Annotated in this window: 18 protein-coding genes and 1 pseudogene; 3 read left to right on the top strand and 16 right to left on the bottom strand. The window is 55.9% G+C overall.

Features of this window, described 5'->3' with window-relative positions; all coding sequences use genetic code 11:
- Positions 1–147: 147 nt before the first annotated feature.
- The 16 genes and pseudogenes from HY011_30205 to HY011_30130 form a co-directional block, all read right to left on the bottom strand.
- A complete protein-coding gene (locus HY011_30205) occupies positions 148–519 on the bottom strand; it encodes a VOC family protein (protein MBI3427223.1) in 372 nt (123 codons plus the stop codon).
- A 166-nt stretch (positions 520–685) separates the two neighbouring features.
- Positions 686–1,609 carry an AraC family transcriptional regulator gene (locus tag HY011_30200; protein MBI3427222.1) on the bottom strand — a complete coding sequence of 308 codons (924 nt, stop codon included), beginning with the start codon at positions 1,607–1,609 and terminating at the stop codon, positions 686–688.
- A gap of 191 nt (positions 1,610–1,800) precedes the next feature.
- Complete coding sequence (locus tag HY011_30195; GenBank protein MBI3427221.1) at positions 1,801–2,838, bottom strand: prolyl oligopeptidase family serine peptidase; 1,038 nt, start codon at positions 2,836–2,838, stop codon at positions 1,801–1,803.
- 129 nt (positions 2,839–2,967) lie between these two features.
- Positions 2,968–3,195 carry a DUF4926 domain-containing protein gene (locus tag HY011_30190; protein ID MBI3427220.1) on the bottom strand — a complete coding sequence of 76 codons (228 nt, stop codon included), beginning with the start codon at positions 3,193–3,195 and terminating at the stop codon, positions 2,968–2,970.
- Between the two features lie 192 nt (positions 3,196–3,387).
- On the bottom strand, positions 3,388–3,813 hold the full coding sequence (locus HY011_30185) for a type II toxin-antitoxin system VapC family toxin (protein MBI3427219.1): 426 nt from the start codon (positions 3,811–3,813) through the stop codon (positions 3,388–3,390).
- The gene (locus tag HY011_30180; protein ID MBI3427218.1) at positions 3,791–4,024 is read right to left on the bottom strand and encodes an antitoxin family protein; all 234 of its coding nucleotides are present in this window, start codon (positions 4,022–4,024) and stop codon (positions 3,791–3,793) included. Before HY011_30180 ends, HY011_30185 begins: the two co-directional genes overlap by 23 nt.
- 89 nt (positions 4,025–4,113) lie before the next feature.
- Entirely contained in the window at positions 4,114–5,457 is a 1,344-nt protein-coding gene (locus HY011_30175) for a glycosyltransferase family 4 protein (GenBank protein ID MBI3427217.1), read from the bottom strand.
- 48 nt (positions 5,458–5,505) lie between these two features.
- Positions 5,506–5,877 (bottom strand): annotated as a pseudogene (locus HY011_30170) (GxxExxY protein).
- 59 nt (positions 5,878–5,936) lie between these two features.
- Positions 5,937–7,361, bottom strand: coding sequence for an aldehyde dehydrogenase (locus HY011_30165; GenBank protein ID MBI3427216.1), 1,425 nt, complete (start codon positions 7,359–7,361; stop codon positions 5,937–5,939).
- Positions 7,362–7,370: 9 nt separating this feature from the next.
- A complete protein-coding gene (locus HY011_30160) occupies positions 7,371–8,321 on the bottom strand; it encodes a nucleotidyltransferase family protein (protein MBI3427215.1) in 951 nt (316 codons plus the stop codon).
- Between the two features lie 143 nt (positions 8,322–8,464).
- Positions 8,465–9,271: a DUF1517 domain-containing protein gene (locus HY011_30155; GenBank protein ID MBI3427214.1), complete on the bottom strand. Its 807-nt coding sequence runs from the start codon at positions 9,269–9,271 to the stop codon at positions 8,465–8,467.
- Positions 9,268–9,963: a haloacid dehalogenase-like hydrolase gene (locus HY011_30150; protein MBI3427213.1), complete on the bottom strand. Its 696-nt coding sequence runs from the start codon at positions 9,961–9,963 to the stop codon at positions 9,268–9,270. Before HY011_30150 ends, HY011_30155 begins: the two co-directional genes overlap by 4 nt.
- A gap of 64 nt (positions 9,964–10,027) precedes the next feature.
- Positions 10,028–11,359, bottom strand: coding sequence for a hypothetical protein (locus tag HY011_30145; protein MBI3427212.1), 1,332 nt, complete (start codon positions 11,357–11,359; stop codon positions 10,028–10,030).
- Between the two features lie 138 nt (positions 11,360–11,497).
- Positions 11,498–12,871 carry a PEGA domain-containing protein gene (locus HY011_30140; protein MBI3427211.1) on the bottom strand — a complete coding sequence of 458 codons (1,374 nt, stop codon included), beginning with the start codon at positions 12,869–12,871 and terminating at the stop codon, positions 11,498–11,500.
- A 102-nt stretch (positions 12,872–12,973) separates the two neighbouring features.
- A complete protein-coding gene (locus tag HY011_30135) occupies positions 12,974–14,875 on the bottom strand; it encodes an SUMF1/EgtB/PvdO family nonheme iron enzyme (GenBank protein ID MBI3427210.1) in 1,902 nt (633 codons plus the stop codon).
- A 102-nt stretch (positions 14,876–14,977) separates the two neighbouring features.
- Positions 14,978–15,781 (bottom strand): FHA domain-containing protein, encoded by an 804-nt coding sequence (locus HY011_30130; GenBank protein MBI3427209.1) that lies wholly within the window; start codon positions 15,779–15,781, stop codon positions 14,978–14,980.
- A 1,181-nt stretch (positions 15,782–16,962) separates the two neighbouring features.
- On the opposite strand from HY011_30130, the gene HY011_30125 reads away from it, so the two are divergent.
- The 3 genes from HY011_30125 (at position 16,963) to HY011_30115 (ending at position 23,359) form a co-directional block, all read left to right on the top strand.
- Positions 16,963–18,183 (top strand): type II secretion system F family protein, encoded by a 1,221-nt coding sequence (locus HY011_30125; GenBank protein ID MBI3427208.1) that lies wholly within the window; start codon positions 16,963–16,965, stop codon positions 18,181–18,183.
- Positions 18,184–18,256: 73 nt separating this feature from the next.
- Positions 18,257–19,891, top strand: a complete 1,635-nt coding sequence (locus tag HY011_30120) for a type II/IV secretion system protein (protein MBI3427207.1) — start codon at positions 18,257–18,259, stop codon at positions 19,889–19,891.
- Between the two features lie 246 nt (positions 19,892–20,137).
- Positions 20,138–23,359 (top strand): hypothetical protein, encoded by a 3,222-nt coding sequence (locus HY011_30115; protein MBI3427206.1) that lies wholly within the window; start codon positions 20,138–20,140, stop codon positions 23,357–23,359.
- The last annotated feature ends 60 nt before the right edge of the window (positions 23,360–23,419 follow it).

Below are 23,419 nucleotides of genomic sequence, written 5' to 3'. Positions count from 1 at the left end.
GTGTTTGGGTGGTTTGGGTGTTTTGCGCGGCGGTGGGCCAGCCGCGCAAAAGTAGGAACGGTAGCGCGCCCGCCAGCATTGCGAGCAACAGCAAGCCGCACAAGCGCCGTGTGGTTAGAGTGTAAACAGATTTCATCGCTTTACCTCTCAAACGTGTTGATCAATCAGGATTGGGTTGCCGTCGGGATCCATAACCATAAAACTGGCGGGACCCGTCGTTTTCTCGTCTGCCTCGGTCACGAGCTTTACGCCTTGCGCCTTCAACTGCTTCTGCAATTCGCGCACATCGGTGAACGTTTCCAGCTTCTGGGCATTGCTGTCCCAGCCCGGGTTGAAGGTTAGCGTATTCCGCTCGAACACCCCTTGGAAAAGCCCGATCACGTGGTTTCCGTTCTTCAGGATCAGCCAGTTCTGGGCAATGTTTCCCATGAAGACCTTGAAACCGAGCTTCCCGTAAAAGTCTTTTGAGGCCTTGATGTCCTTCACCGTCAAACTCACTGAAAAGTTGCCGAGTTCCATACGTTTCTCCTTTGGTGGCCCATTTGGCGTTTGGATGTTCTTGGTGTTTTGGGCAGTGGCGGGCAAGCCACGCAACCACAAGCACGACAGGGCGCCCGCCAGCATTGCCAGCAAAAGCAGGCTGCACAAACGCCCTGCGGTTATGGTGTAAACAGATTTCATCGCATTACCTCAGTGCCTGAATCGGCACGCAACATTCAATGTCAAAACTCGTCCAGCCGATTTCTTCCGGCAGTTTCAGGAAAATTTCCATCGCCGGTTGATCGGCGGGTTGATAGCCGCTGGCGGGCAGCCACACTTTGAAAAAGTAATTCCAGGCTTGCCCGACTTTGTGGATGTCGCCTACGCAATGATGCAACGCGTAAGTCGTCGCCGGAATCGTCGTAATGTTGACCTCGCCTGCTGCTCTCACCTGTTCGCCGACCGTCAAACATAGGTCGTAACGGCACTTTTCCAGCGGCGTAATTTCCGGGTTATCCGGCGACATCCCGATAACCAAAGTGTCTGGTTTGAGCAAGTCATTGGCGCGTGCCCAAATCATCAAACGCGCATACGCATCCATCCCTTTTTGCGGGTCGAGATACAGACCGAAACAGCGGATGTATGCCACACGCAACGCCGCCGTGGGCACAATGCGCACCGGAAAATCCATCCCCAATTCGTCCGCTGGAAAGGCTTGCAGATAGTAGCGCGGGTCGAGCACGGCAGTTTGACCAATCTTGCTGTTTTTGAGGAAGGCTTCAAGTTCGATCTTGCCAGGACTGACACCGCACTGTTTTTTGAACGTGCGCGAGAAATTGGAAAGCGAATTGAACCCGCATTCGACCGCGATGTCAGTCAATGTGTAACGCGGTTGATAGCGCAACAGCCGCACAGCTTTTTCCACTCGCAAGCGCGTGATGAATTCGTTAAGCGATTCGTTCATCAGCGCGCGAAAGACACGATGAAAGTGGAACTCAGAGAAGTTGGCGACGGCGGCCAACTGGCTGAGCGAAAGCTCTTCGGCCAGGTTTTCGGTGATGTGGTCAATGACGCGGTTGATGCGCGCTTGGTAAATCTGATGGCTGGCATCCTTTTTAGGAATGGTCATAAGTTAAGCTGCTTTCAGCGCCGCTAACTATTTCTTCACCACAGTTTGCCTCACTTCCGGCGGAAACTGCCGCGAATGACGTACTACTTTTCATCAAGAATGAAAGACCACATTCGCCCGATTGCTCTCGATAAAATCGAAACCGGTGAAACTACCCGTTGACGCAGTCCGTGACGTGCGACTTTATGAACCTATTTCATGTGGCGTTTGAACCAAGCGATGATGCGCCTGTCAGCATCGGCACTATTGAATGATAGCCCGTGATTGTCGTTAGCATAGATAATCAATTCGTAAGTTTTGCCGAGCCCCTGTAGCTTTTGTGCGAGTGCAAGTGCATTACCACCTGTGTCAGATCGCCAATCTGCACCACCATGCAAAATGAGCAGTGGCACATTGATCTTTTCGGGCCAATACACGGCTGAACGCTCATGCAGTGCTTCCTCACTCTGTTCACTGAAATTCGGGATCAGTTCTTTCCAATCCTCTTTAACTAACAATGGGCGACGCTTTCCTTCTAACACCAGATCAGTCCAGGCTCCACCGATGGCTGCTGCGTTGACAGGCAGGTTGTTCTTGAGTGCCAGCAGGCTCATCATTCCGCCTCGTGACCAACCGAAAAGGAAAATATTCCTCATATCCACGTAGCCGAGTGATTGCGCCAAGGGAATCAGGTGCTGCACGTCGCGTATGTCCGCTCCTCCCATTTCTTCCTTGCCTTCGCCTCCATCATTGCCGCGATATTGCGACCCAATAACCACAAAGCCGTTGGCTAGATATTCATAAAAGCCCGATCGCATCCAGGGAGTTAGTTTGCCAAATTCACGATTACCGCCTCGGTTGAAAATAATAAGCGGGAGTTTTTTCCCTTCAGTATCCTTAGGTTTCCAGATGAATCCAGCTACTATTAAACCGTCACTCGTGTACTTGATACGGTGACATTCAAAACCAGGGTAAGCTTTGCGCTTCGCAAACTCATCTCTTTGCATTAGCACTGGAGGACTGTTCTTGGAGGCATCCGTTTGAAATCCTTCTTCCTTTGCCGCTTCTACGTCTTCAAGCTGCCTACGTTTTGCCGCTTCAACGTATTGCTCATAAGTCGCAGGTTGATAGGGAGAGCAAGGTACCTGCTCGACAATCGTCCCATCAACTTTTGAGTTGCTTTGTGCAACTGCATTAAATGCAAGTAAGAGCAAAAAAGTAATTGCCAATAGTGGGTGAATTTTTCTCATAGGGGTTCCTTATTCACTTGCAGGCCACTCGATTGATTCCATCGTGCCGCGTCCGTATCTAGCTCCGTCTCCAATTTCGCCAACACATCGTTGCACGGTGCCATTTCAGTCAAGTCAAATGTCTTTAGCCTACGCCGCCAGCGCACGCACATGTAAAATTTCGCGGGCTTGAATTTGGCGAATGTTAGTTTCATTCACGGTGACCAGCGCAACCGTGTGGCCTGAGCCGGAAACAAACTCCACTTCATACATCGGGCCATTCGCATAACAATGCACGACCGCGCCCACCTCGCCCGCCGCCAAGCCATGCTCCTGAAAATCGTGGGTCAGTACAACGGAATCGAGTTCTCGTATCATAGTGTTACCTCAATGCGGGAATGCGGTGACAAAGCGTGGCCGCTCGTCAGGCGCTTCGATAATCCAAACCGTGCGAATCGAAAGCCGCGCGCCTGCTGGACTCAGCACGCGACCATAACGTACTTCGTGCCGTGCCCGTGTCCAGCACCGTCTTCAACCTGGCAAGCGCATCGTCCAGCTATTGTTTTCGAGTTATTGGAGCAATGCTTCAAAGCCCGCTTGCACAAAATGTTTGTCAGTGGTGAGCGCGGCTGTTATCCCCTGTTCCCACATGACCACGAATGACATGCAATCCGTCAGTCCCCATTCTTTATCAGGCCGCGTGCGATAAAGTTCAAAGGCCTGCCCGCTGAGTTCTTCTGTGGCAGGGACGATCTCAACGTCAGGGTCAAACTCAAGCGACTCTAGCAACTCAATGGCTGCCGCGCGATGGCGTTGTCTAGCTAAAGCGTTTCCGATTTCCAAGATCACTGCCCTCGTGGTAATCAGCCTTACGCGCGCAGCTTCAATCTCTTCTGCCAACCGCAATGCTCGTTCGTGGTGTTCGTCTTTCGGAGACGACAAGGCGATGGCGTAGGCAGTATCGAGAAAGACCTTACTTCGCGGCGTCAGCGTCATCCCCATAAAGATACTCCTCGATTCTGGCTGACCAGTCGGCGGGGCCGTCTAGTTCCAGTGAACGGGCTGTTTGCAGAAACGAGCGTCTAACTTTTGGCTCCGGTTCTTTCGTTTCAACTGTAATCCGCAGCCGGGTGTTGGGCTTCAAATCCAGCGGCTGAACCGGGCGCAATACGTTTCCGTCATAGATGGCCTCAAGTATCAAAGTCATTGTTCACCTCCAGCGTCAGGATAGCACTGAATGAGGCGGTTGCTAACCGCATAAGAGTCTTAACGCACAACCGACTAATCTCAGTCGCTCTAAGCGTATTCAATCGCTGAACCCGAACGCGGCATAGGCGCATCCACCATATTCAACAAGCTGTACACACTGACGGCGCGTTCGGCCATGCGTTCGACTGAATAATGTTCGCGCACGCCCGCGAAGCCGCGCCGCGCCAGATCGCGCGCCTGTTCGGGGTTGCGCCAGAGTTCGTGAAGCTGGTCGGCCAGGCTCGCCGCGTTGTCCGCTTCGCACAACAGCCCGCCGCCGGTGGTTTCGATCATTTCGACAAACGAGCCGCGCCGGGGTTGCACGACAGGGACGCCGTTGGCGAAGGCTTCCAGCACGGGCAGGCCCTTCGATTCGTCAAAGGTCGTCGGCATCGAGAACACGTCAATGCTTTGCAGGAAGCGCAACTTGTCTTCGCGTTCGAGCGTGCCGTGATAGCGGAACTCCGCGCCGTACCCGGCGGCTTGTAACTTGGCTTCGATCTCGCGCAGATAGCCATGATGTTCAGGTGCGAGATACCCGGCGGCTTCCAACTGCGCGGCAGGAAAGCCGTCGCGCTGGCGCAACTGAATATAGGCATCGGCCAGCAGGTGCAAGCCTTTTTCCGGTGCGATACGGGCGAAATAACCGATGGTCAGCGGTTCGTGACGCGGCCAATGTTCGGGCGGTTGGCAGCAAGTATAGTCTTTGAGATTGAGGCCAAGCGGCACGACTTTGATTTTCTCGCGCGGGATGTGCAGCAACTCCGCCATCATCGTCGCGGCGAACTGGCTGACCGCGATGAAGCAGTCAATGTGCTGTGCGTTCTCACGAATCAGCGCCAACGCCTGGCTGCGGTACGGTTCGCGCAAGCCGTTGATGAAAAAGTCTTCGCCTTGCAAGGTGCAACAGAGCGGCACGCGCAAGGCTTCCTTGATCGGTTTCGCCAGCCCGCTGAGCATCGAATTTTGCAAATCTACGACATCGAATGGCGGCTGCGTTTTCAGCCAGTCGAGCAGCTTGAAGACCTCTTTGCGCTGATGGCCGTCCTCGCCCTGCAACATCGAAACGGTCAATTCGCCCAAGGCCTGCGGGTCTACGGGAATGGAGCTTTTGGCGGCTTGTCTGAGCGCGAATTGCGAATCCCACAGCTTGTCCAGCCAGCGCGGGCTGTGGCGAAAGAGGGCCGAATGCTGTTCGAGATAGACGCTGATACCGCCGAACAGGACTTTCTCCTGGCTGACATTCGGCTCGTCAGTGCGCGTTGGCGTGTAAAGCGGCACGAGCATCACGTCGTGACCCTGCCGCAATAGCTCGGTCGCGAGCGCGTTGTCGCGCAAGCAACTGCCGCAATACATCCCCGCGGCTCCGGCGGTGAAATAGAGAATTCGCATAACTGGTTTTGCCACAGAGGCACAGAGACACGGAGCAAGAGAGAAGAGTTAGAGAGCGAATCTTTTGACTCCACTGGTTAACAGGCGAGAGTTGAAATTGATAAGAAGGCCAACTTTCTTTCCGGTGACTCAGGGATAGGTCAGGATCTGTGCTTCAAAAACCGGATCGAAACGCTCAACGCTTTTCAACTCGACGATGACGGCGTCTTCAACCAACAGGTCAATGCGATATTCGCCAACCTTCCTGCCTTTATACAAAGCAGGGATCGCAACCTGCCGTTGGTACCTTAATCCGCTATCTGTCAGTTCAATGCAAAGTGCTTCTTCATACATCGCTTCGAGCAAGCCCGGCCCAAGCGTTTTATGCACTTCAATCGCACAACCAATAATCCGCTCGGTCAATTGATTGATCGCATCCATTCGGACTTCTCCCTCTTCCTGGTTTTCGCTCCGTGCCTCTGTGCCTCTGTGGCTAATCTTTATGCAGCAGCCGCGCGTTGGAATGCCCGCCGCGCATATAGATGCTCAAACAAATTGCCTTCGTGCGGCTGATCCCAGGCGATTTGCATCGTGGGGATCGCGCCGATGTTCAGGCGGTCTACGTGGGGTGAATTGACGAGGCGTTCGATCAGCGCCGGGTCTTTGGTGATTGCCGAAACGACCAGCGAGGGGCCAAAGGCGCGCGGCATCTCTGCGGGTTTGACTTCGACGACGCTGGCGAAGGGGAAGAGGAATTCGCGATTCGCCAGCGGATGTTCGGCGCTGTCGCAATGCACGATGGTCGGCAGCAAATACGTCGAGCCTTCCCATTCGACCAAACGCGGGCCGCGCAGCTTTTCCGTCAGGTCTTCCGCGCCTGCTTCGCGCAAGCCGCTGTCCACAATCGCCGAAACGCGCCGGGCGACATCGGGATTGGAGAAAGGCGCGAGCAGGGCCTTTTCATCGTCTTCGGCGCGCGGGACGATTTGCGCGACGCGTTCGGCCAGCGCTTGGGCGATTTCCTTGCCGTGGCGCGTGACCCAGACACCGGAAGCGTTGATGCACGAACGCCCGCCGTTTTCGGTGATCGAAGCGACCATCACATCCAGATACTTTTCCCAATCGTCCACGACATCGTCGCCGAGCACGACTTTGCTGTAGCCGGTGCCATGCAATTCGATGCGCGCGTCGTTGGCGTATTTCCCAACCGAGGACGAATCGCCGAAGAACATGCCGCGTCCGCAGGTTTGCAGGATTGCGCCCGCGCCGCCGTGATCTGCCGGGTAATAGCCGAACGCTTCTTTCGGCACGCCCGCCTTGATCATCGCTTGCACGATGCGATAAGGCGACCAGGGTTCACTGCTGCCGGGTTTGAGCACGAGCGCGGTTTTGAGCGCGATGGCGGGCACCCACAACGAATGCACGCCTGGTGAATTGCTCGGCAAAATCACGCCCAGCGTATCCGTGCGCGGGAAGAAGCTGACGGCGTGGCCTTCGTGCATGCCGAAGCCATCGTCGAGGATGCGCGTGTCGAGGCCGCGTGTCAGTCCGGCAAGCATGCTTTCCATCTTGGCCAGTGCGCCGTAAATCTTTTTCATGTTTTTGCGCACCAGCACGTGCGGCATGCCGGTCGTGGCCGAGAGTTGGCGCACGTAATCTTCCGGCGTCTGTTCCTGGTCGCCGACGGGCAGCGTGCCGTTCAGGTAGTATTCGCCTGCTTGTTTGCACATTGCCAGCAATTGCGCGGTGGTGAATTGCGTCAAGGCCGCGCGCATCTGGTGTTGATCGAGCAGGTCGCGGCGAATTAGCCCGGCATTGGCCTGGCTGATTTCGACGAAGGTTTCGCGTGTGCGGTAATGCGGGACGCGCTGTTTGTCTACGCTAGTGTAGGGCGCGCCGTGGCGCAGGATTGGGATGTGAAGCATAAGACCTCTTTATTCCTCCTCGTAAGTTGTCTCACGTAGATACTCTTGAATCAGAGACTCGACGATATAAAAGCTAGCGCTAGGTTGATACTGTACGCGGTAGAAGTTCACGATGTCGGCGATTTCATAGACCAATTGCATTGAGCGCGGTAGTTGGGTGCTGTCGCGAAAGCCAAAGCCCTGTTGGAGTCCACAGCTTTCCACTACTTTTTGCTTCAAATGTTCGAGCGCTTGCGCGCGCCTCGATTCCAAACCGGCAGTTTCATCCAGATGCGGCAGGCTCTTTTTGGCTTCTTCGCACAGTTGTCTGAAGTAGGTTTGGCTGAACATTTCCACCCGTAGTAATTCCTGAAATTTCGCGTGTACGTAGGGGTGCAGTTTGGCGACAAAAGGCAGTCCGAGGGCTTTGCGTTTGATTAACTCCGCCACGTCCACCAAATCTTTTTGCCGTTGCAGATTGGTCATACCGGAAGCAAGTTTGAGACTGATTAGCATTTCCAGCGTCAGCGTTTTGACTCCATTGATCAGCACGCTGGCTTCCTCCGGCTTGGGAAAACTGAGCGGTTTGACTTCGCCATCGCCGGGATACTCGCCACTGGTGATGATTTCAATCGGCACATTTCTGGTGGTGTCACGGAAGGTTTTTTTCGCGCCGCTGAATTTGGCTGCATAACCCAAACCCACCAGTTCCTGGCGAAATTTCTCCAGTCCTTCTTTCGTCATCAACAGGTCAATGTCGCTGGTGAAGCGTTGATAACCGTGCTGATTTAGTGCTACGGCGCCGATTACGACGTAATCAATTCCGTGGGCTTCCAAATCATCCGTCAGTTTTCTCAGCGTTTCGTTCAGCATCCCTTTACCCTCGAAGTAGTCCAACCCCTCTTCGTAACACAGCACGGGAGACGCCAAGACGGCTTGAAAATCCATCGTCTGCCTTTGATGCGTTTGTAGCTCGGTCATAAAAAACTCAGTCGAATAGCGCGCGCACCTGATTGGACGCCAATTTTGCCAAAGCTGTTACTGGGTAAATCTGCCTGAGAAAAGATACCGTTCACTGTTCGTCTTCACAAACGCATTCGGCAACTTGTCAGCGTCTTGGACAGTCAGGGGCGAATGTTGTGGTCGGTCAGATACTTCCACCCTTCTTCGCCCAGCAAATCCATCGTGGACAAACCGTCTTGTGACGTGCCGGGATAGACATAAATGCCATCGCGTTCGATCCCGCGCGGGTCGAGGGCACGCAAGCCTTCGAGCAGGTTGGCGAAGGTCGTAGGCTTCCAGTAATCGCTTTCGGCGACGTTCTCAATAACGGCCTGGAAAGGGTCGAAGAGTTGCTGGTACGTCGGGCGGAACTGGTAATCACCGACGTCATCGGCGACGGGCACAGGCTGGTTATCAATCAACATCATCAGCGTGACGATCATGAATTCTTTCTGGTCAGAGAAACGTTGACTGCGGTCAATTTCGCTGCCCATCTCGTCCGGCTCGGTCGCCATCGAGGCTTCGATCTCGTTGCGCCACTGGTTAAAGGTGCTGATGGCCTTGCCCGCCTCGTCGTAATAGTCCCAGAAGCCGTATTCCCAGGCGTATTGGTTTTCGAGCAAGAGACTCGCGACCGCTTTCATGAAGCGGCGTTTGCCTTGTGCGTCGTTGCCTTCAGTTTCGATCAATTGGGCGAGGCGGGCGCGCAACTGGTCATTGCCGAAGGTCTGAATGACGATCTGGATGCCGAAGAAAAGCGCGTGGTCTTCCTCTTTGCGTCCGCCCAGAAAGTTGCGGCGGCCCGCGTTGAGCTGTTTGTTGTCCGCCGAACTCAGCGCCATATAAATGCCACCACTGAAAAGAATGGCGAGCACAAACAGCAGCACCAGAAACAAGCCGGTAGCCATTAAAAAAACGGGAATGATCATTGCGGAACCTGTGCCTCCCTGAGTGAGTCGAGCAAAGCTGCGTAATCGGTGAAGTCGGAAATGATGTGCGATGCACCTGCGTTGCGCAATACCTCGGCGCGTCTAGCTGCGCCAACGCCGATAAACGGCCAGTTCAAATTGCGCGTCGTGCGCACATCCCACAGCGCATCGCCAAGGTAAACCACACGGTCAAAGACGGTTTGATAAAACGATTCGGCCTGCAACAAGGCATCGCTCAAAATCGCTTCGCGTGCGTGATGCACATCGGCAGTGGCGGTCGGGATGCCCACGCAATTGATCTGTGCGTGGCGCAGTTTGAACTGTGCCGAAGCCGCCCAGCAACCGGTGGCGATGGCGACGGCCCAACTGGCTTCGCGTTGCAGCCGTTCAAGCGCCGCGCTGGCTCCGGGCAAAGGCGGCAGCGCATCCGGTTCCCCGCTGACGGCCTCGGTCAGCAATCGCATAAATCTTTGTTCGATGCGCGCGAATTCGGCTGGCAACGGTTCGCGACCGAAATGTCGCGACAGGATGAAATGGGTCAAGCCGGAGTCGGTGATGTGCGGGCAATCCTGCCACGCGGCAAAGTTGGTGACGATACCGAATTCATCGGCAAACGCCTGGATGAAGCAGCGATTGTCAATTTCGTTGCTGTGGGTGAGTGTGCCGTCTATGTCGAAGATGGCAAGTTGCATTACTGTCAGTGGTCAGTGGTCAGTGATTGGTGGTCAGTGGGGAAATCTGCAATCTGCAATCGGATCAGCCGCCAAAAAATCCGCCGAACCCGCGCCCATACGAACCTGACCGCCCGGAACGCACACCCGTTACCTGTCCGCCGGACATGCGCACGCTGGTGCGGCCAAAGCCGCTCGGACGCGCTTTGCCGACGCCTGCACCGCTCGTCCCGCCGACGCGGGCGGCGCTGAACATCGTTGGGCGCGTCACCGGGCGATAGCTGGGCGGATTGAAGTTGGGGGCGGGCCCTGTAGGCCTGGACATCGGCACGTAACCGCCACCGCGATAATACATCGGTGACGAATAGGGCGTGTAGTAGTAGTGGCTGTAAAACCACCAATGCGCCAGCGGGCTACCACCGTAGTAATAATGCCGTTCGACCACGCGCGCGGCAGTGCCATCGGTGTTTTTCTTTTCGATCTCCTCGTCCAGTGGTTGGAAATCGCTCAGCCGCAACAGACGCACACCGATGCCTTGCTTTTGCCATTCGACGAAATCGTCGTTGAGGTCATCAAGTTCGCTTTGCTGCGAACCGTCTTTGACGACATACAGGATGTTTTGAATGCCGCGCTGTTTCAGTTGATCGGCGGGCGGCACCTTGGCCAGAAAGCGGTTGTCGAATTGTGTGTCTTCGTCCTGATACGGCGTCAACCGGTTGCTGTCGAGCAGCAACATTGCCGGCGCATTCTCTTTAAGCTTGGCTTTCTTCTCAGCGATTTCGTTGGCGTAATAGACCAGCGCGCCGAGCGTCTCGTGCGCTTTGACGACGCCGAGCGGATGCGGCCAGTTGTCGAAGCCGGGCACGAGTTCCGCCGTGTCGGCCAGGGCCGCGCCCAGGGCGACGGATTGCGTGCCCGGCAGGTCGGCGATGATCAGCGTTTGATTGGCGTTTTGCGCTTGGCTGATGAGTTCGCGCAGGCCTTGCGCACGGCCATAAGCATCAGCCATTTGCGGCGTGCTGATCGGACGCATCTGCGCTTGCAGCGAGGTCTGGCCGAGCGACTGAATCAACGTCGGCACAAAGAACGGTTGCCAGGCGGCGCTGCGCGGTTGATAGATCGAAATTAGATAATTGGGATCATAGGCCGACCACGATTTACTTTGGCTGTCTGCCGCAACCGAGCCGTCAAAGGCCAGGACTTTGTCGGTCGAACCGATGTTCCAGCCGGATTTGCGCTGCAATTCGAGCGAATCCAGCGTGACTTCTGGGTCGCTATCGGTGAGTTGATACACGGCCAGACCCGCTGCCGTGAGCGCCGCTGTCCAGGCCAGTCCTTTGCCGAAACTGCGGCGTGACAGATGTTGTTTGAACCAGGTAGCAAGCGGGGCCGGGCCTTGGCCGCGCGCTTCCATCATTTGCCTTGCGGCTGCTTTGCGGCGCTGTTTTTCAGTGGTTTTGGTGTTCATGGTTGGAGGGAGCGAGCGCTTGATGATTGGTGCGCTTGCCGCCGCGTCAGATTACGACAAATGTTGTGGCTTTGTTCAAACTGCGCCTCACTCTTTCACGGGGTCAAGCAACAGATCGTCCACCAAGAAGACCTCGCCTTTGAACGAAACAAAACCGAAACTGCCGTACAGAAACAGGTCTTTGTCATTCGAGGTGTCGGTGTAACTCGCGCCACTTTTGTCTTCGTCGGCGGTGGAGGTTACGGCCAGCTTGTGTTGGATCTGATTGCCGCGCACCTTGACCGTGATGTAGTAGCTGTCGTTTTCTTTGAATTCAATCGTGAGCGGAATGGGCGTTTCGACTTCGCTGGTCACGCCGTCTCTCACGCGGTAGGTGTAGAGGCGGCGCGGCCTCAGTTCGCCGGCTTGCGGCCCGCTCAGGTGGAAGAGGTAATAGCTGCGGCCGGTCTTGTCCGCGCGCACGACCCAACTCGCGCCCTTGCCATCTTTCAGCCAGACCGTGAATGAGACATCGAAATCGCGATAGGTTTTCTCCTTCAAAATGCCCGGCGTCGCGCCGCTGACTTGCAGTTTGTTAGTGTCCAGTTCTTTGTTTTTCTCGCTGGCAATCTTCCAGGTCGCGGGCGCATTCCACTGTGCCAGATTGGCAAACCCATCCGTAATGCCTGCCGAAGTCACAATCGGATCAAGTTTGATTTCCAGCTTGCGCGGGCCGGGCGTGAGCATTTCTTTGCGCGACCAGGGGTGATAGCCGGGCAATTCAACGGCAATCGTGTGCTCAGCCGCCTGGGCGAGTTGGTAATCAATTTGCACTTGGCCGTTGGCATTGACGCGGCCCTGGAATTCGCCATCAATCAGCACAGTGGCGTTGGGCTGGGATTGAATCGTGAGTTTGGCGACCTTGGTCAACAGCGTGTTGAGCGGCAAGTTGATGCTCGTGCCTGCTTCGAGTTTTTCCAGCCGGGTGACGTAATCGTTGTATTCAGGATGGCGCACCGACAGCGTATGATCGCCTGGTTCCAAGGTATCAATGATGACACGTCCACTTTGGTCAGCCAGCGCGCGCGCCTTGCCATCAATGAAAATCTCCGCGCCCACTGGTGCGCCGGGTAATTCGATGCGAGCGAATTGGGCAATCAGAGACAGCGGCACGATGTTGGTGCTCTTCAAGACCTTGGCTTTGGTTTCTGCCGCCAGATAACCAGGCGCGGTAACTTTGACGGTGAAACTGGCGCCACGCCGCAATTCAAACTCGGCCTGGCCCTTAACATTATCGGTGTTGGTCTGCTCGATGATGTTGCCTTTGGCATCGGTGACGACCACTTTGGCGGCGAGGACTGGTTGCAAGACGACCGCCAGAATGCCTTTAGTAGCTTGGGTGGCGCGCCGGTTGAGCGTCACTTTTTCCGTTGCTGCCCGTTCGCGTGGCCGGACGACAGTATAATCACGTTGCGCCAGCAAAGAGGCCGCGCTGCATAGCTGGAGGATGAAAATTGGGATTGCTTGGGCAAGAAACTTCGAAGCTTTCATCGGCGGGGAGAGTAGTAGCTTCGCGGCAAGAAATCAATTGGCTGACTTGGCGCAACGAAAGCCTACGTAATCGCGGATTTCCTGTGGTTCTAGCCAGCGGCGTTCGGTTGTTCGTTGCTCGGCTGGGGGATTGATAAACGAACCGCCGCGAATCACTTTCTTGCCCGGGTCGCGTTTGGCCGGACTGTTTGGGTACGGTTCGTAATCACTCGCTGTCCATTCCGCCACGTTGCCGGCCAGATCAAGCACGCCGAACGGACTCGCACCTTTGGGATAGCTGCCGACATTGATCAATTTGCCGATCTTGTCCGGCGAAGGCGAGGCGCTGGAATATTCTGGCTGCCAATCCTTGTTGCCATAAGGATAGAGAAAACCCTCTTTGCCGCGCGCGGCATATTCCCACTCGCTTTCTGTCGGCAATCGTTTACCCAACTTGCTGCAATAAGCATCTGCCTCGTGCCAGTTTACGTTACTGACAGGGAAGTAGGTTTCGCCTGCTGGAATCTTGCCTCCAATCCAGTTTTTAGGCGCGCTGAGTTGCCCAGCTTGCACTAGCTTTTCGTAGTCTTCATTCGAGACTTCTTTTTCATCAATATAGAAAGTGGCGACTTGTACGTTGTGCGCAGGTCGTTCGAATTCGTTACCGTCATCACGTCCCATCTTGAACTCGCTGCCAAGCACCACTTTCATTCCGACTGGTACGACAAGTTTTGGCGGGTTTTCACTGCCATTTGTTACGGTACTGAGGCTTCGCCGGTAAATCCACCAGCCCGCCAACGCCGTCAACAACACCAACGCCGCCACGCTGATAATCAACGGACGCTGGTCACTTTCTTTGGTCTTCACCACGGGCAGCGGCGAACGCTGATAGCCATCCGCCACGCTTGCTCCATAAGCGCTGAGCGAGCCGTTCCCCATACTTGTTGATTCATGCCCCAGTATGCCCGTGTGGCTTTCGTTAAACCCGACCGTGGTGACATCAATGATGGCGACGCCGGTGCCGCGTTGTTCGGCTTGGGCGACGGTCGAACGGACGGCGGCGACTTTGGCGAAATCGGCTTTGCCGCTGCGTTCGAACTCTTCGAGCACGAGGTAAAAGTCGCGCGCTGTTTGATAGCGGTCATCCGGGTCTTTTTCCAGCGACTTGAGCACGATCTTTTCGAGTTCGGGCGAGAGATCGGCTTTGAACTGGCGCGGCGAGGGCGGCGGCAATTCGATGTGCCCGCGCCGGATTTCGTAATCCGAAGTGCCGTCGCCTGTGTCGGAGAAGGGCACATTGCCAGTCAGCATTTCAAAGAAGACGACGCCCATTGAGTAAATGTCGGAGCGGTGATCCAACTCGCGCCCACGTGCCTGTTCGGGCGACATGTATTCGGGCGTGCCGGGATTGAAGCCCATCTGCGTGCCGCCTTTGACGCCGCGCACTTTGACGATGCCGAAGTCGGTGACTTTGGCGATGTCGTTAGGCGTGATCAAAATGTTGGCGGGTTTCAGATCGCGGTGGATGATGCCTTGGTGCTTTTTGCCTTGCTGGTCGGTGTAGATGAAATGATGCGCGTAATCAATCGCCCGCAGCACCTGTTTGAACAGGCGGATGGCGCGCGCCGCCTGGATGGGGCCCGTCTCGCGCGCGATCATCTTACGCAAATCGCGGCCTTGCACATATTCCATCACCATAAACGTTGACTCGGCCTCGGCGATGAAATCGTAGACGCGCACGATGTTCGGGTGTTCGAGCTGCGACTGGATGAAAGCTTCGCGTTCGAGGCGCGTGCGCAAATGTTCGATCTGGCGCGGGCTGAAATCTTCAGTGCGGATGGTTTTGATGATAACTTCGCGGGCGAGGCGCGTGTGGCGGCCCAGATACAACTCTCCCATTCCGCCTTCGCCGAATTGGCTGACAACTTCGTAATTACCGATGGTGCGCCCGATCATGAATGGAAATGCTAGCGATTGCGGATTTTAGATTTCAGATTGCGGAGTGCGGATTTCAAGCGGCGCGTCAATCCGCACTCCGCAATCCACAATCCGCAATGGTCAGGTCTTGGTGATCTGTTTGAAACTTAAGATGCAATCCTGTCCGCGCAATTTTACCGTCAGCGTGTAATTGCCAATGCGCAGGCAATCGCCATCACTGAGCGGAGCGGATTGAATGCGCTGGTCGTTGAGATAGGTGCCGTTGGAACTGCCCATATCGGTGGCGATGTATTGCTCGTCTTTGCGTTCGATGCACAAGTGCTGGCGCGAAATGTTGTCGTAATCCAACACCAGATGATTGTCGCTGCGGCGGCCAATCGTAATGCGGTCTTCGCCAAACGGCTGGGTGACGCCAATTTCCAAACCCTTGATGACGATGTGGGGTTTTAATTCCAGCAGATACGGCAGCAAGTTCGGCGTCGTGTTTTTGCTGGCCAGCGCGCCTGTACCGGCGCTGGACGAGAGATGAATCAGCAGGATATTTTGGCCCACGCGCAATTGATCCTGATCACGCAACTGCGCCGCCGCAATACGCTCGCCGTTCAGATAAGTGCCGTTGCGGCTGGTGTCTTCGACTAGAAACGCATTGCCGATGCGTTTGATGTTGCAGTGATAGCGTGACACCGTGTCTCCATCCAGCTTTACATCGCAATCGTCGCCACGCCCAAAGACGGCTTCGGTTTTTTCCAGCACGACGCCGTCGCGCCCCGCACACAACCCGCCGACAAAACTAATGAACAACTTGCTCGCCGGATTGCTGATGGTCGGGCGTGAATGGGCTGCCGCACTGCCGGTCTCAAGCGTAAACGACAGCGCGACCTCAGACTCTGGGTATCGAGTTATCTCATGGTTAGCCGGACTCACTTGACGTTTGCTTCCTTTGTGAACAATACCGGAAATAGTAGCGAGCGGTTCTTGCTTGAGCGCACGCTTCGGGAGCATCCCTGGTTGTTGTTGCTTCCGGGCAGCGCCGAATATTGCGTGCTCTTAAAGTTAGCGCGGCAACAGTAGCGGAAGGACCAATCCATCAGCGTGACTGTTGCCTTTATGGAATGCGGCAACAGCTTACCACGAGCCGCGGATTTTTTTCTAGCGGTTGTATGGCGGCCCTCACCGGGGTTTTATCCCGCGTTCCTGACGTTTAGTGCAGCGCGGTTGACTGTCAGCGCGGGCAGCCAATAGAATGCGCCGCGTGTTAGTGGCGAACCTCATCGGGCTTTCAATAAACGAGACGTCGAAAGCGGAACCTTCGCTGCCAAGCACTTTCCTGATTTGCATTCCGAAAGAGCCTGCATAGTTGCGCTAGGCATAGTTGCGCTAGGGTTAATACAACTGTGTGGTGTTGCTGACGCGGACTGAAAACATTAGTTGATTTCACTGGATCAAGGTTTGCGGTTCAATCGCCAGGCTATTCATTAAGCCCATGTGCGAGTTGTGTCGCCTGCTTCCATCATCAACGCTATGGCAGCAGGTTCTAACCATTCAATATGATTTTGGTGCCAGCACGCTACGGCTGGTTCGTGTACGCTCCTCACCCCATTCTGCTTTCACGAACTGGCCGTGGCGCTTGCCGCGATTTCTCTATGCCACTGAAGAATTTCGGAACCAAAACACGCCGCCGCCGTGAAGGTGGCTGCGATGTTTTTCCCCTGTTGTTTGGGCTGATTGTTCAGCCGCTTTGCTCAAACGTCGCCATTACGACAAGGCTCTAAAAGTTGGGTCGAAAGTTTTTCAGAAACTTTCTGAAACCTTCTATACGTCAGGGCGTGAAAGACCGGACGTCTCCTGGGTTTGGGCAAAGTGTGTATTGATGCCGATCAAGCAAACGAAGAACAAAGCTGAAGCAAATTGAGAGACTGAATTACTGACACGAGACAAACAGCGACCTCAGGTCTTCCCGGACTGCCCCCCGAATTGCATCAGCCCTGCTCCCCGAACCTACCCGTGACTGCCCTGTTGTGATATTCGTTGAGCTTGCTTGAAAGAGCAATGCTCATTTCCGCAAGAGTTGGGACAGCTACCAGAGCCGCAGAATAGAAAGCACGATGGCAGAATTTATTTGCAAACTGGGTACACCGGCAGGCGAAATTGTGACGCGCACCGTCGAAGGACTGACGGAAAAGGAATTGCGCCAGCGCCTGCAAGCCGAAGGTTACCGCATTTTTTCGGTGGCAACTTCGGGCATGGTTAATGGTGTGCGCGTGGGCGGTGCGAGCACGCGCAATATCAAGATCAAGCTCGACGACTTTTTGCTCTTCAATCAGCAATTGGCCGCGTTGTTGCACGCTGGACTGCCCGTCCTACAATCCATCCAAATGTTGCGCCAGCATTCGCCCAATCCGAAATTGCGGCTGGTGTTGGCCGATGTCGAAGGGCGCATCAAAAACGGTATTGCATTGTCTGAAGCTTTTGCCGCGCAGGGGGACACCTTCCCGCAGATTTATACGGCCTCGATTCTGGCGGGCGAGCGCTCCGGCAATTTGGACGATGTGTTGCGCCGCTACGTTGAATACACCAAATCTATTGTCGCGCTGCGGCGCAAGATTCGCGGCGCGCTGACGTACCCGTTGATTTTGCTGTGTGCGGCGGGCGTTTTGGTGACGGTGCTGACGACGTTCGTCATTCCGCGCTTTACCTCCATCTTCGACAACCTGGGCAGCAAGCTGCCGCCGATTACGGTTTTTGTGGTCGGGATCTCGACCTTGATGCAAGAGAACATCTTTTGGCTGGCGCCTGCGCTGGCAATCACGGTGTTCCTGCTCTTCTCATGGCGCAAGACGGAAAACGGGCGGCGTACCCTGGATCGCTGGGTGCTGAAAATCCCGCTGGTTGGCGAGTTGATTAAGCAGATGACGACGGCGCAGATGTCGCGCAGTCTGGCGACCTTGTTGCAGGGTGGTATTACGCTGGTTGAATCCTTCCAAATTGCGCTCTCATCGGTCACCAATTACGAGTTGCGCAAATCCACCGAACCCGCGCTCGGCAAGATTCGTGAGGGCAAACCGTTCACGGAAAGCCTGGACGAAGCCGGTTGGGTGCCGAAACTGGCAGTGGATATGATCGGTGTCGGCGAACGCTCCGGCTCGTTACGCGAGATGCTGGATGAAGTGGCGGGTTTTTACGACGCTGAAACCGAAGTCAAGTTGGGCCAACTGACGACCTTTATCGAACCGGCGATTTTGTTCGGCATGGCGGGTGTGGTGGTGACAATCCTACTGGCGATTTACATGCCGATGTTGCAGATGGTGAATGCCGCCGGGCAGTAGCAGCAAGCTCCAATTTCAAATTTGAGACTGGAAATTGGAACCGCGCGGCGCTCACGAAACAATTGAGAAACGAATGGCAGCAGCAACCGAACAAATCAATTCCGCAGCTTTGCTGGTCAACGAAAAAGTCCAGGCCGAACGCTTGGCGCAACGTTACCGCTTGGACTACGTCAATCTCGACACGACGCCGGTGGATTATGCATTGGTGCAATCCTTGCCCGTGGATTTGATGTTGCGCAGCAAATTCGTGCCGCTGCGGCGCGAGAACGGCCATCTGGTGATTGCAATGGCCGATCCTTCCGACCTGAACCTGCTGGATGAGTTGAAAGCCCAGTTGCATTCGGCGATCAAGGTCGAAGTCACCACCTGGAGCGCCATCGAAGGCGTGTTGCGCAAGGGTGACGCCTCGCAGCGCGTCTTGAATGAGGCGACCGAAGGTTTCCGCGCTTCGCTCATCAAAGAAACTGAGCACGGCGAAGAGGTGCTCGATCTCGACCGCTTATCGAATGACGCTGAGATTTCGCCGATCATCAAACTGGTTGACACACTGGTCTTCACGGCGCTCGAAAAGCGCGCCTCCGACATTCACATGGAAACGCGCGACAACGACATGGTCGTGCGCTACCGCATTGACGGTGCGCTTTACGAAGCGGGCGAGCCGATTGATCTGCGCCACCACCTGACCATCGTTTCGCGTATCAAGGTCATGTCGGAACTCGATATTGCCGAACGCCGCGTGCCCCAAGATGGCCGCTTTCGTATGCGCATCAAGGGCCGCAAAGTGGACTTCCGCGTTTCGATCATCCCGACCGTGCACGGCGAAGACGTCGTGATTCGTATTCTCGACAAAGAGCAGATCAACGAAGAGTTCAAAGACCTGAAGCTGGAAGTCGTCGGCTTCGATCCGAAGCTGCTGGCCAAGTTCCGCCGCTTCATTCTCGAACCTTATGGAATGGTGCTGGTGACGGGGCCGACCGGTTCGGGTAAGACGACGACACTCTATGCCGCACTCAACGAGATTCGCAACGACGAAGACAAGATCATCACCATCGAAGACCCGGTCGAATACCAATTGCGCGGCGTCGCCCAGATCGCGGTGAATGAGAAGAAGGGGCTGACCTTTGCGCGCGGGCTGCGTTCGATTCTGCGCCACGACCCCGACAAGATCATGGTAGGCGAAATCCGCGACAATGAAACCGCGCAGATCGCCATCAACTCGGCGTTGACCGGCCACCTGGTCTTCACCACTGTGCACGCCAACAACGTGATTGACGTGATCGGGCGCTTCATCAACATGGGCGTGGAGCCGTACAACTTCGTTTCGGCGCTCAATTGCGTACTAGCGCAACGGCTGGTGCGCGTGCTTTGCACGCGTTGCAAGCAACGTTATACGCCGACCGAAGCCGAATTTGTCGAAGCGGGCCTGCGGTCGGCGAAATATCAGGAACAGGTTTTTTATAAGAGCGTCGGTTGCGAGATTTGCAACCACACCGGCTATCGTGGCCGCACGGCGATCCACGAATTGCTGGATATGTCGGACAACATTCGCGAACTCATTATCGCGCGCAAACCCGGCTCCGAAGTGCGCCGCGTGGCGGAGTCGGAAGGTCTCGGCACGTTACGCCAATCGGCTTTGCGTTTGGTTTTTGAAGGGCAAACGACGCTGCACGAAATCAATCGTGTGACGTTTGTCGAGGAGATGAAGTAGTTGGCCTGGCAGAAACCTGGCCCAAGAGGTTTCTGAGCAGACCAGCAAAAGGTTGCAGTCGGGCGGTGGTTGAGGCTAAATTACGCCCGGCTTTTGCACCCGACTCATCCCCTCTCACAATAAAGCACCCCGATCACTTTTGCTTTGCATGAGCAAGACAGGCCCGGCAACGGATATGGCGATGGGCAAGCCCGTCTCAACGGGTTACACACACATAGAACAAGTCACGGAAGAAGAAGGTCAGTTATGAAAACTAATTCCACAGTCCATAAGTTTTTGGCAGTGCTACTCACGTGCTGCCTGGTGTTGCCGGTGACGGCGGTGACGGCCTTGGCCGATGGCAAGTCGGGCAAAAAGAGTTACAAAGAGGGCCTCAAACACGAAGAGTTGCAGCAATGGGATCTCGCTGCGCAACAATTCGCCTTGGCCGTGGCCGCCGAGCCGCAGAATGCCGAATACAAGCTGCATTATGCGCGTTCACTGCAAAATGCCTCGCTGATGTTCTCCAAACGCGCTGATGAACTGGCCAAACAAGGCGATTACGCCAGCGCTTACAATGCCTATCGTCTGGCGCTCGGTTACGATCCGGGCAATGAAATGGCGAGCCTGAAGATGCGCAGCATGCTGGAAATCCAGCGGGATCAGGCGCTGGGCCTGTCGGGATACCAATACAATCCGAAAACCGGCAACATCAAGCCGATTAGCAATGAGGTCACCGTCGCCAGCAAGCCGCGCAGCAAGGATTTGGTGCAGGACATTATTTTCAAAGACATCGAGTTCAAGGATTGCGTCAAGAACCTCGCGCGCAGCCTCGACCTCAACGTGCTGTTTGATGAATCGGTGCGCGTGCAGGGCAAAATTCAGGTGGAGTTACGGGGCGTGACCATGGCCAAGGCCTTCGATCTGATCCTGATGCAAAACAAGATGACCTTTGAACAGGTGGATCGCAAAACGATTTTGGTCTATGCCGACAATACCCAGACCAAGCAGAAGTTTGAGAAGGCGGCTGTGAAGACCTTCTATCTGGGCAATCTCAAAATCGCCGATGCGCGCAACGTCTTAAATTCGCTCATTCCGGGCCGCCCGGTCGGCACCATCGAAGATCAGAAGATGATCATTCTGAAAGGCACGCCCAGCGAATTGCAATTGGTGCAGGACATCCTTGAGAGCGTGGACAAGAACGTCAGCGAAGTCGTGATTGACGTAGAGATTTACGAGGTCTCCAACGACACCAAGCTGCAAATCGGCAACCAGCTTGCCTCTGACAAAGGGCTGACGGTGCAAGGCTCTTACGTGGACAAAACCACGGGCGAAACCAAGTACTACAATGCCGGTGAGACTTCCTCCCTCGCCAATCTGGGTGGTATCGCGCGCGGCGCGGTGGCCCTGGCGGGCACCACCTTCAACCCCTTCGGCGGCGTGGGCGGCTTGATCGGGTTGCCGGCGACCACGCTCAGCCTGCTGCAATCCAAAGGTCATTCACGTTTGCTCAACAAGATTCAAATTCACGCGCTGGACAATCAGCAAAACAATACCAAGGTGGGTCGCAGCGTGCCGGTTAGCTTGGGCCAGAACTATGGCAATGGCGGTTATGGCAATAATGGCACCGGACAGAATGGCGTGGCCAACCCGACGCTGGCCGGCGCGTTGAATGGCTTTGGCTCCAGCGGCTACGGCGGCGGCTTGTTCAACAACATTCAATACAAAGACGTAGGTTTGGTGATTGAGGCGACGCCGAAGATCACCAACGAAGGCTATGTCGAATTGAAGATGAAGATCGAAACGTCGGACGTGCAGGCGGGCGCCGACCCCCTGACGCCGAATTTCACGCAACGTTCGCTGAGCACGACGGCGCGTATCCAAGACGGTGTGACTTCGATTGTGGCGAGCGTGACGCAGGATTCCAAAGGCGATTCGCGCGCCAGCGTTCCGGTGTTGGGCATGCTCCCAATCGTGGGACGCCTGTTCACGACGCCGAACCAGGACACGCGCCAGACCGACATCATCATCACGGTGACGCCGCACATCGTGCGTTCCACCGAAATCACCAAGGAAGACAATCTGGCGCGGCTGGCGGGTTCGCTGGCCAATGCGGGCGGGGGCGGTTCGGGCCTCTCGCAAAGCATTGAAGACGTGCTCTTCCGCGTGCAGCAGGAAGAAGAGCAGGAGCGGCGGCTGATCGCGCAAGAGCGCGGCCTGCCGGTTGATCCGACCGCCAACACCGTCGCGCAAACGCCCGCGCAAATCGCGCCAGGGACGACTCCGAATGCGGCCCCGACAGTGCGCAATGCCAGCAATCCCATGCCCGACAATGGACTGCCCGCCGGGCCTTCGGGGACGGCGAACACCTTCCAGCCGGTCGGCAATAGCAACGGCGAAGCCAAACCGCCGCGTAAGAGCATCGTCATTCAAGGCGATCCGAACAGTTCAAGTCAGAATTACAATACGCCGCCGACGCAACAGGCCGATGTGACGCCGCCGCTGCCGGTCGAGCCGAATCCGGTGATTCCTGATCCGGCGCTCTTCAACAATTCCGGCGTGAATCCGACCTTGCCGGGCGGCGCGGCGAATCCGACCTTACCGGGCGGCGTCAATCCAACCTTGCCCGGTGGCGCGGCCAATCCGACGGCCAATCCGACGGCCAATCCGACGGCCAATCCGAACGGAATGATCCAGCCGGGGGCCGAGGTCGGCCCGAATGGCCCGGTCGGCGTCGTGCCCGGCCAACCCCGCGTCGAAGGCGACAAGCCGACGGACATCACCGAAAATCCGCAACCGGAGATCAAACCGGCGCAGGTCGTCGGGGCGGTGCGTCCCGCGAACGTCGAGAAATGGATCCAGGAGCAACGGCTGAAAATGCTCAAGGAACAGGAAGAGGCCAAAAAGGCGAGCAAGCAACCAGTTTCCAAAGCTGCCACCCCACCTGCGATGGAAGTTGGGCCGCAAGGCGGTGCGCAACCGGCAGTGCCGCGCGCCGTAGTGAAACCCGCTCCGGCGGCCAACGGTTCCTTTGAGCAGCCGGGCGCGCCCACGCCGCTGCGTATCGAAGCGCCAAAGGCGGGCACGCTCGCGCTCAGTTTGAATGCCGCCCAGTCCCGCGTGCAGTTGAACAAGACGGTGGCCGTCACGCTGCAAGTGGATGCGCAATCGGTGCTGACCAGTGCCAATCTGGCCTTGCGCTTCGATCCGGCCAAATTGCAGGTCAAGTCCGTGCGCGATGGCGACATGCTCGGCAAACAAGCCGACCTTACGCACACCGTCGAAAATGGCCTGCTGGTCATCAACGCGGGCACGGCCAATGGCAAAGCCGGGAAAGCCTCGGGCCGTTTGCTGGTCATCGAATTTACCGCGCTGGCCGAGGGGCCGGCGGAAGTCACGCTCGAATGCGGCGAATCCCAGATCAAGCTGACCAACAACGCGCTGGCGGTAATTACGGCGACACCGGCGCGGCTGACGATCATCCGCTAAGCGTTCTGGGCAGGCCATGAAAACGAAGCTGAAGCAAACAATCACTGCGCTATGTTTGGG

The organism is Acidobacteriota bacterium, from assembly GCA_016196035.1.
Classification (GTDB): domain Bacteria; phylum Acidobacteriota; class Blastocatellia; order RBC074; family RBC074; genus JACPYM01.
Note: the sequence above shows the minus strand (reverse complement) of the source record. Positions and strands in the feature narration are given on the sequence as shown.

Bases quoted from the DNA above. Each gene is read 5' to 3' on its own strand.
- HY011_30125 (MBI3427208.1), top strand. From the start codon at position 16,963: ATGGCAGAATTTATTTGCAAACTGGGTACACCGGCAGGCGAAATTGTG.
- HY011_30175 (MBI3427217.1), bottom strand. From the start codon at position 5,457: ATGCGAATTCTCTATTTCACCGCCGGAGCCGCGGGGATGTATTGCGGC.
- HY011_30180 (MBI3427218.1), bottom strand. From the start codon at position 4,024: ATGACTTTGATACTTGAGGCCATCTATGACGGAAACGTATTGCGCCCG.
- HY011_30115 (MBI3427206.1), top strand. From the start codon at position 20,138: ATGAAAACTAATTCCACAGTCCATAAGTTTTTGGCAGTGCTACTCACG.
- HY011_30195 (MBI3427221.1), bottom strand. From the start codon at position 2,838: ATGAGAAAAATTCACCCACTATTGGCAATTACTTTTTTGCTCTTACTT.
- HY011_30160 (MBI3427215.1), bottom strand. From the start codon at position 8,321: ATGACCGAGCTACAAACGCATCAAAGGCAGACGATGGATTTTCAAGCC.
- HY011_30145 (MBI3427212.1), bottom strand. From the start codon at position 11,359: ATGATGGAAGCGCGCGGCCAAGGCCCGGCCCCGCTTGCTACCTGGTTC.
- HY011_30205 (MBI3427223.1), bottom strand. From the start codon at position 519: ATGGAACTCGGCAACTTTTCAGTGAGTTTGACGGTGAAGGACATCAAG.
- HY011_30200 (MBI3427222.1), bottom strand. From the start codon at position 1,609: ATGACCATTCCTAAAAAGGATGCCAGCCATCAGATTTACCAAGCGCGC.
- HY011_30185 (MBI3427219.1), bottom strand. From the start codon at position 3,813: ATGACGCTGACGCCGCGAAGTAAGGTCTTTCTCGATACTGCCTACGCC.
- HY011_30155 (MBI3427214.1), bottom strand. From the start codon at position 9,271: ATGATCATTCCCGTTTTTTTAATGGCTACCGGCTTGTTTCTGGTGCTG.
- HY011_30190 (MBI3427220.1), bottom strand. From the start codon at position 3,195: ATGATACGAGAACTCGATTCCGTTGTACTGACCCACGATTTTCAGGAG.
- HY011_30165 (MBI3427216.1), bottom strand. From the start codon at position 7,361: ATGCTTCACATCCCAATCCTGCGCCACGGCGCGCCCTACACTAGCGTA.
- HY011_30135 (MBI3427210.1), bottom strand. From the start codon at position 14,875: ATGATCGGGCGCACCATCGGTAATTACGAAGTTGTCAGCCAATTCGGC.
- HY011_30150 (MBI3427213.1), bottom strand. From the start codon at position 9,963: ATGCAACTTGCCATCTTCGACATAGACGGCACACTCACCCACAGCAAC.
- HY011_30120 (MBI3427207.1), top strand. From the start codon at position 18,257: ATGGCAGCAGCAACCGAACAAATCAATTCCGCAGCTTTGCTGGTCAAC.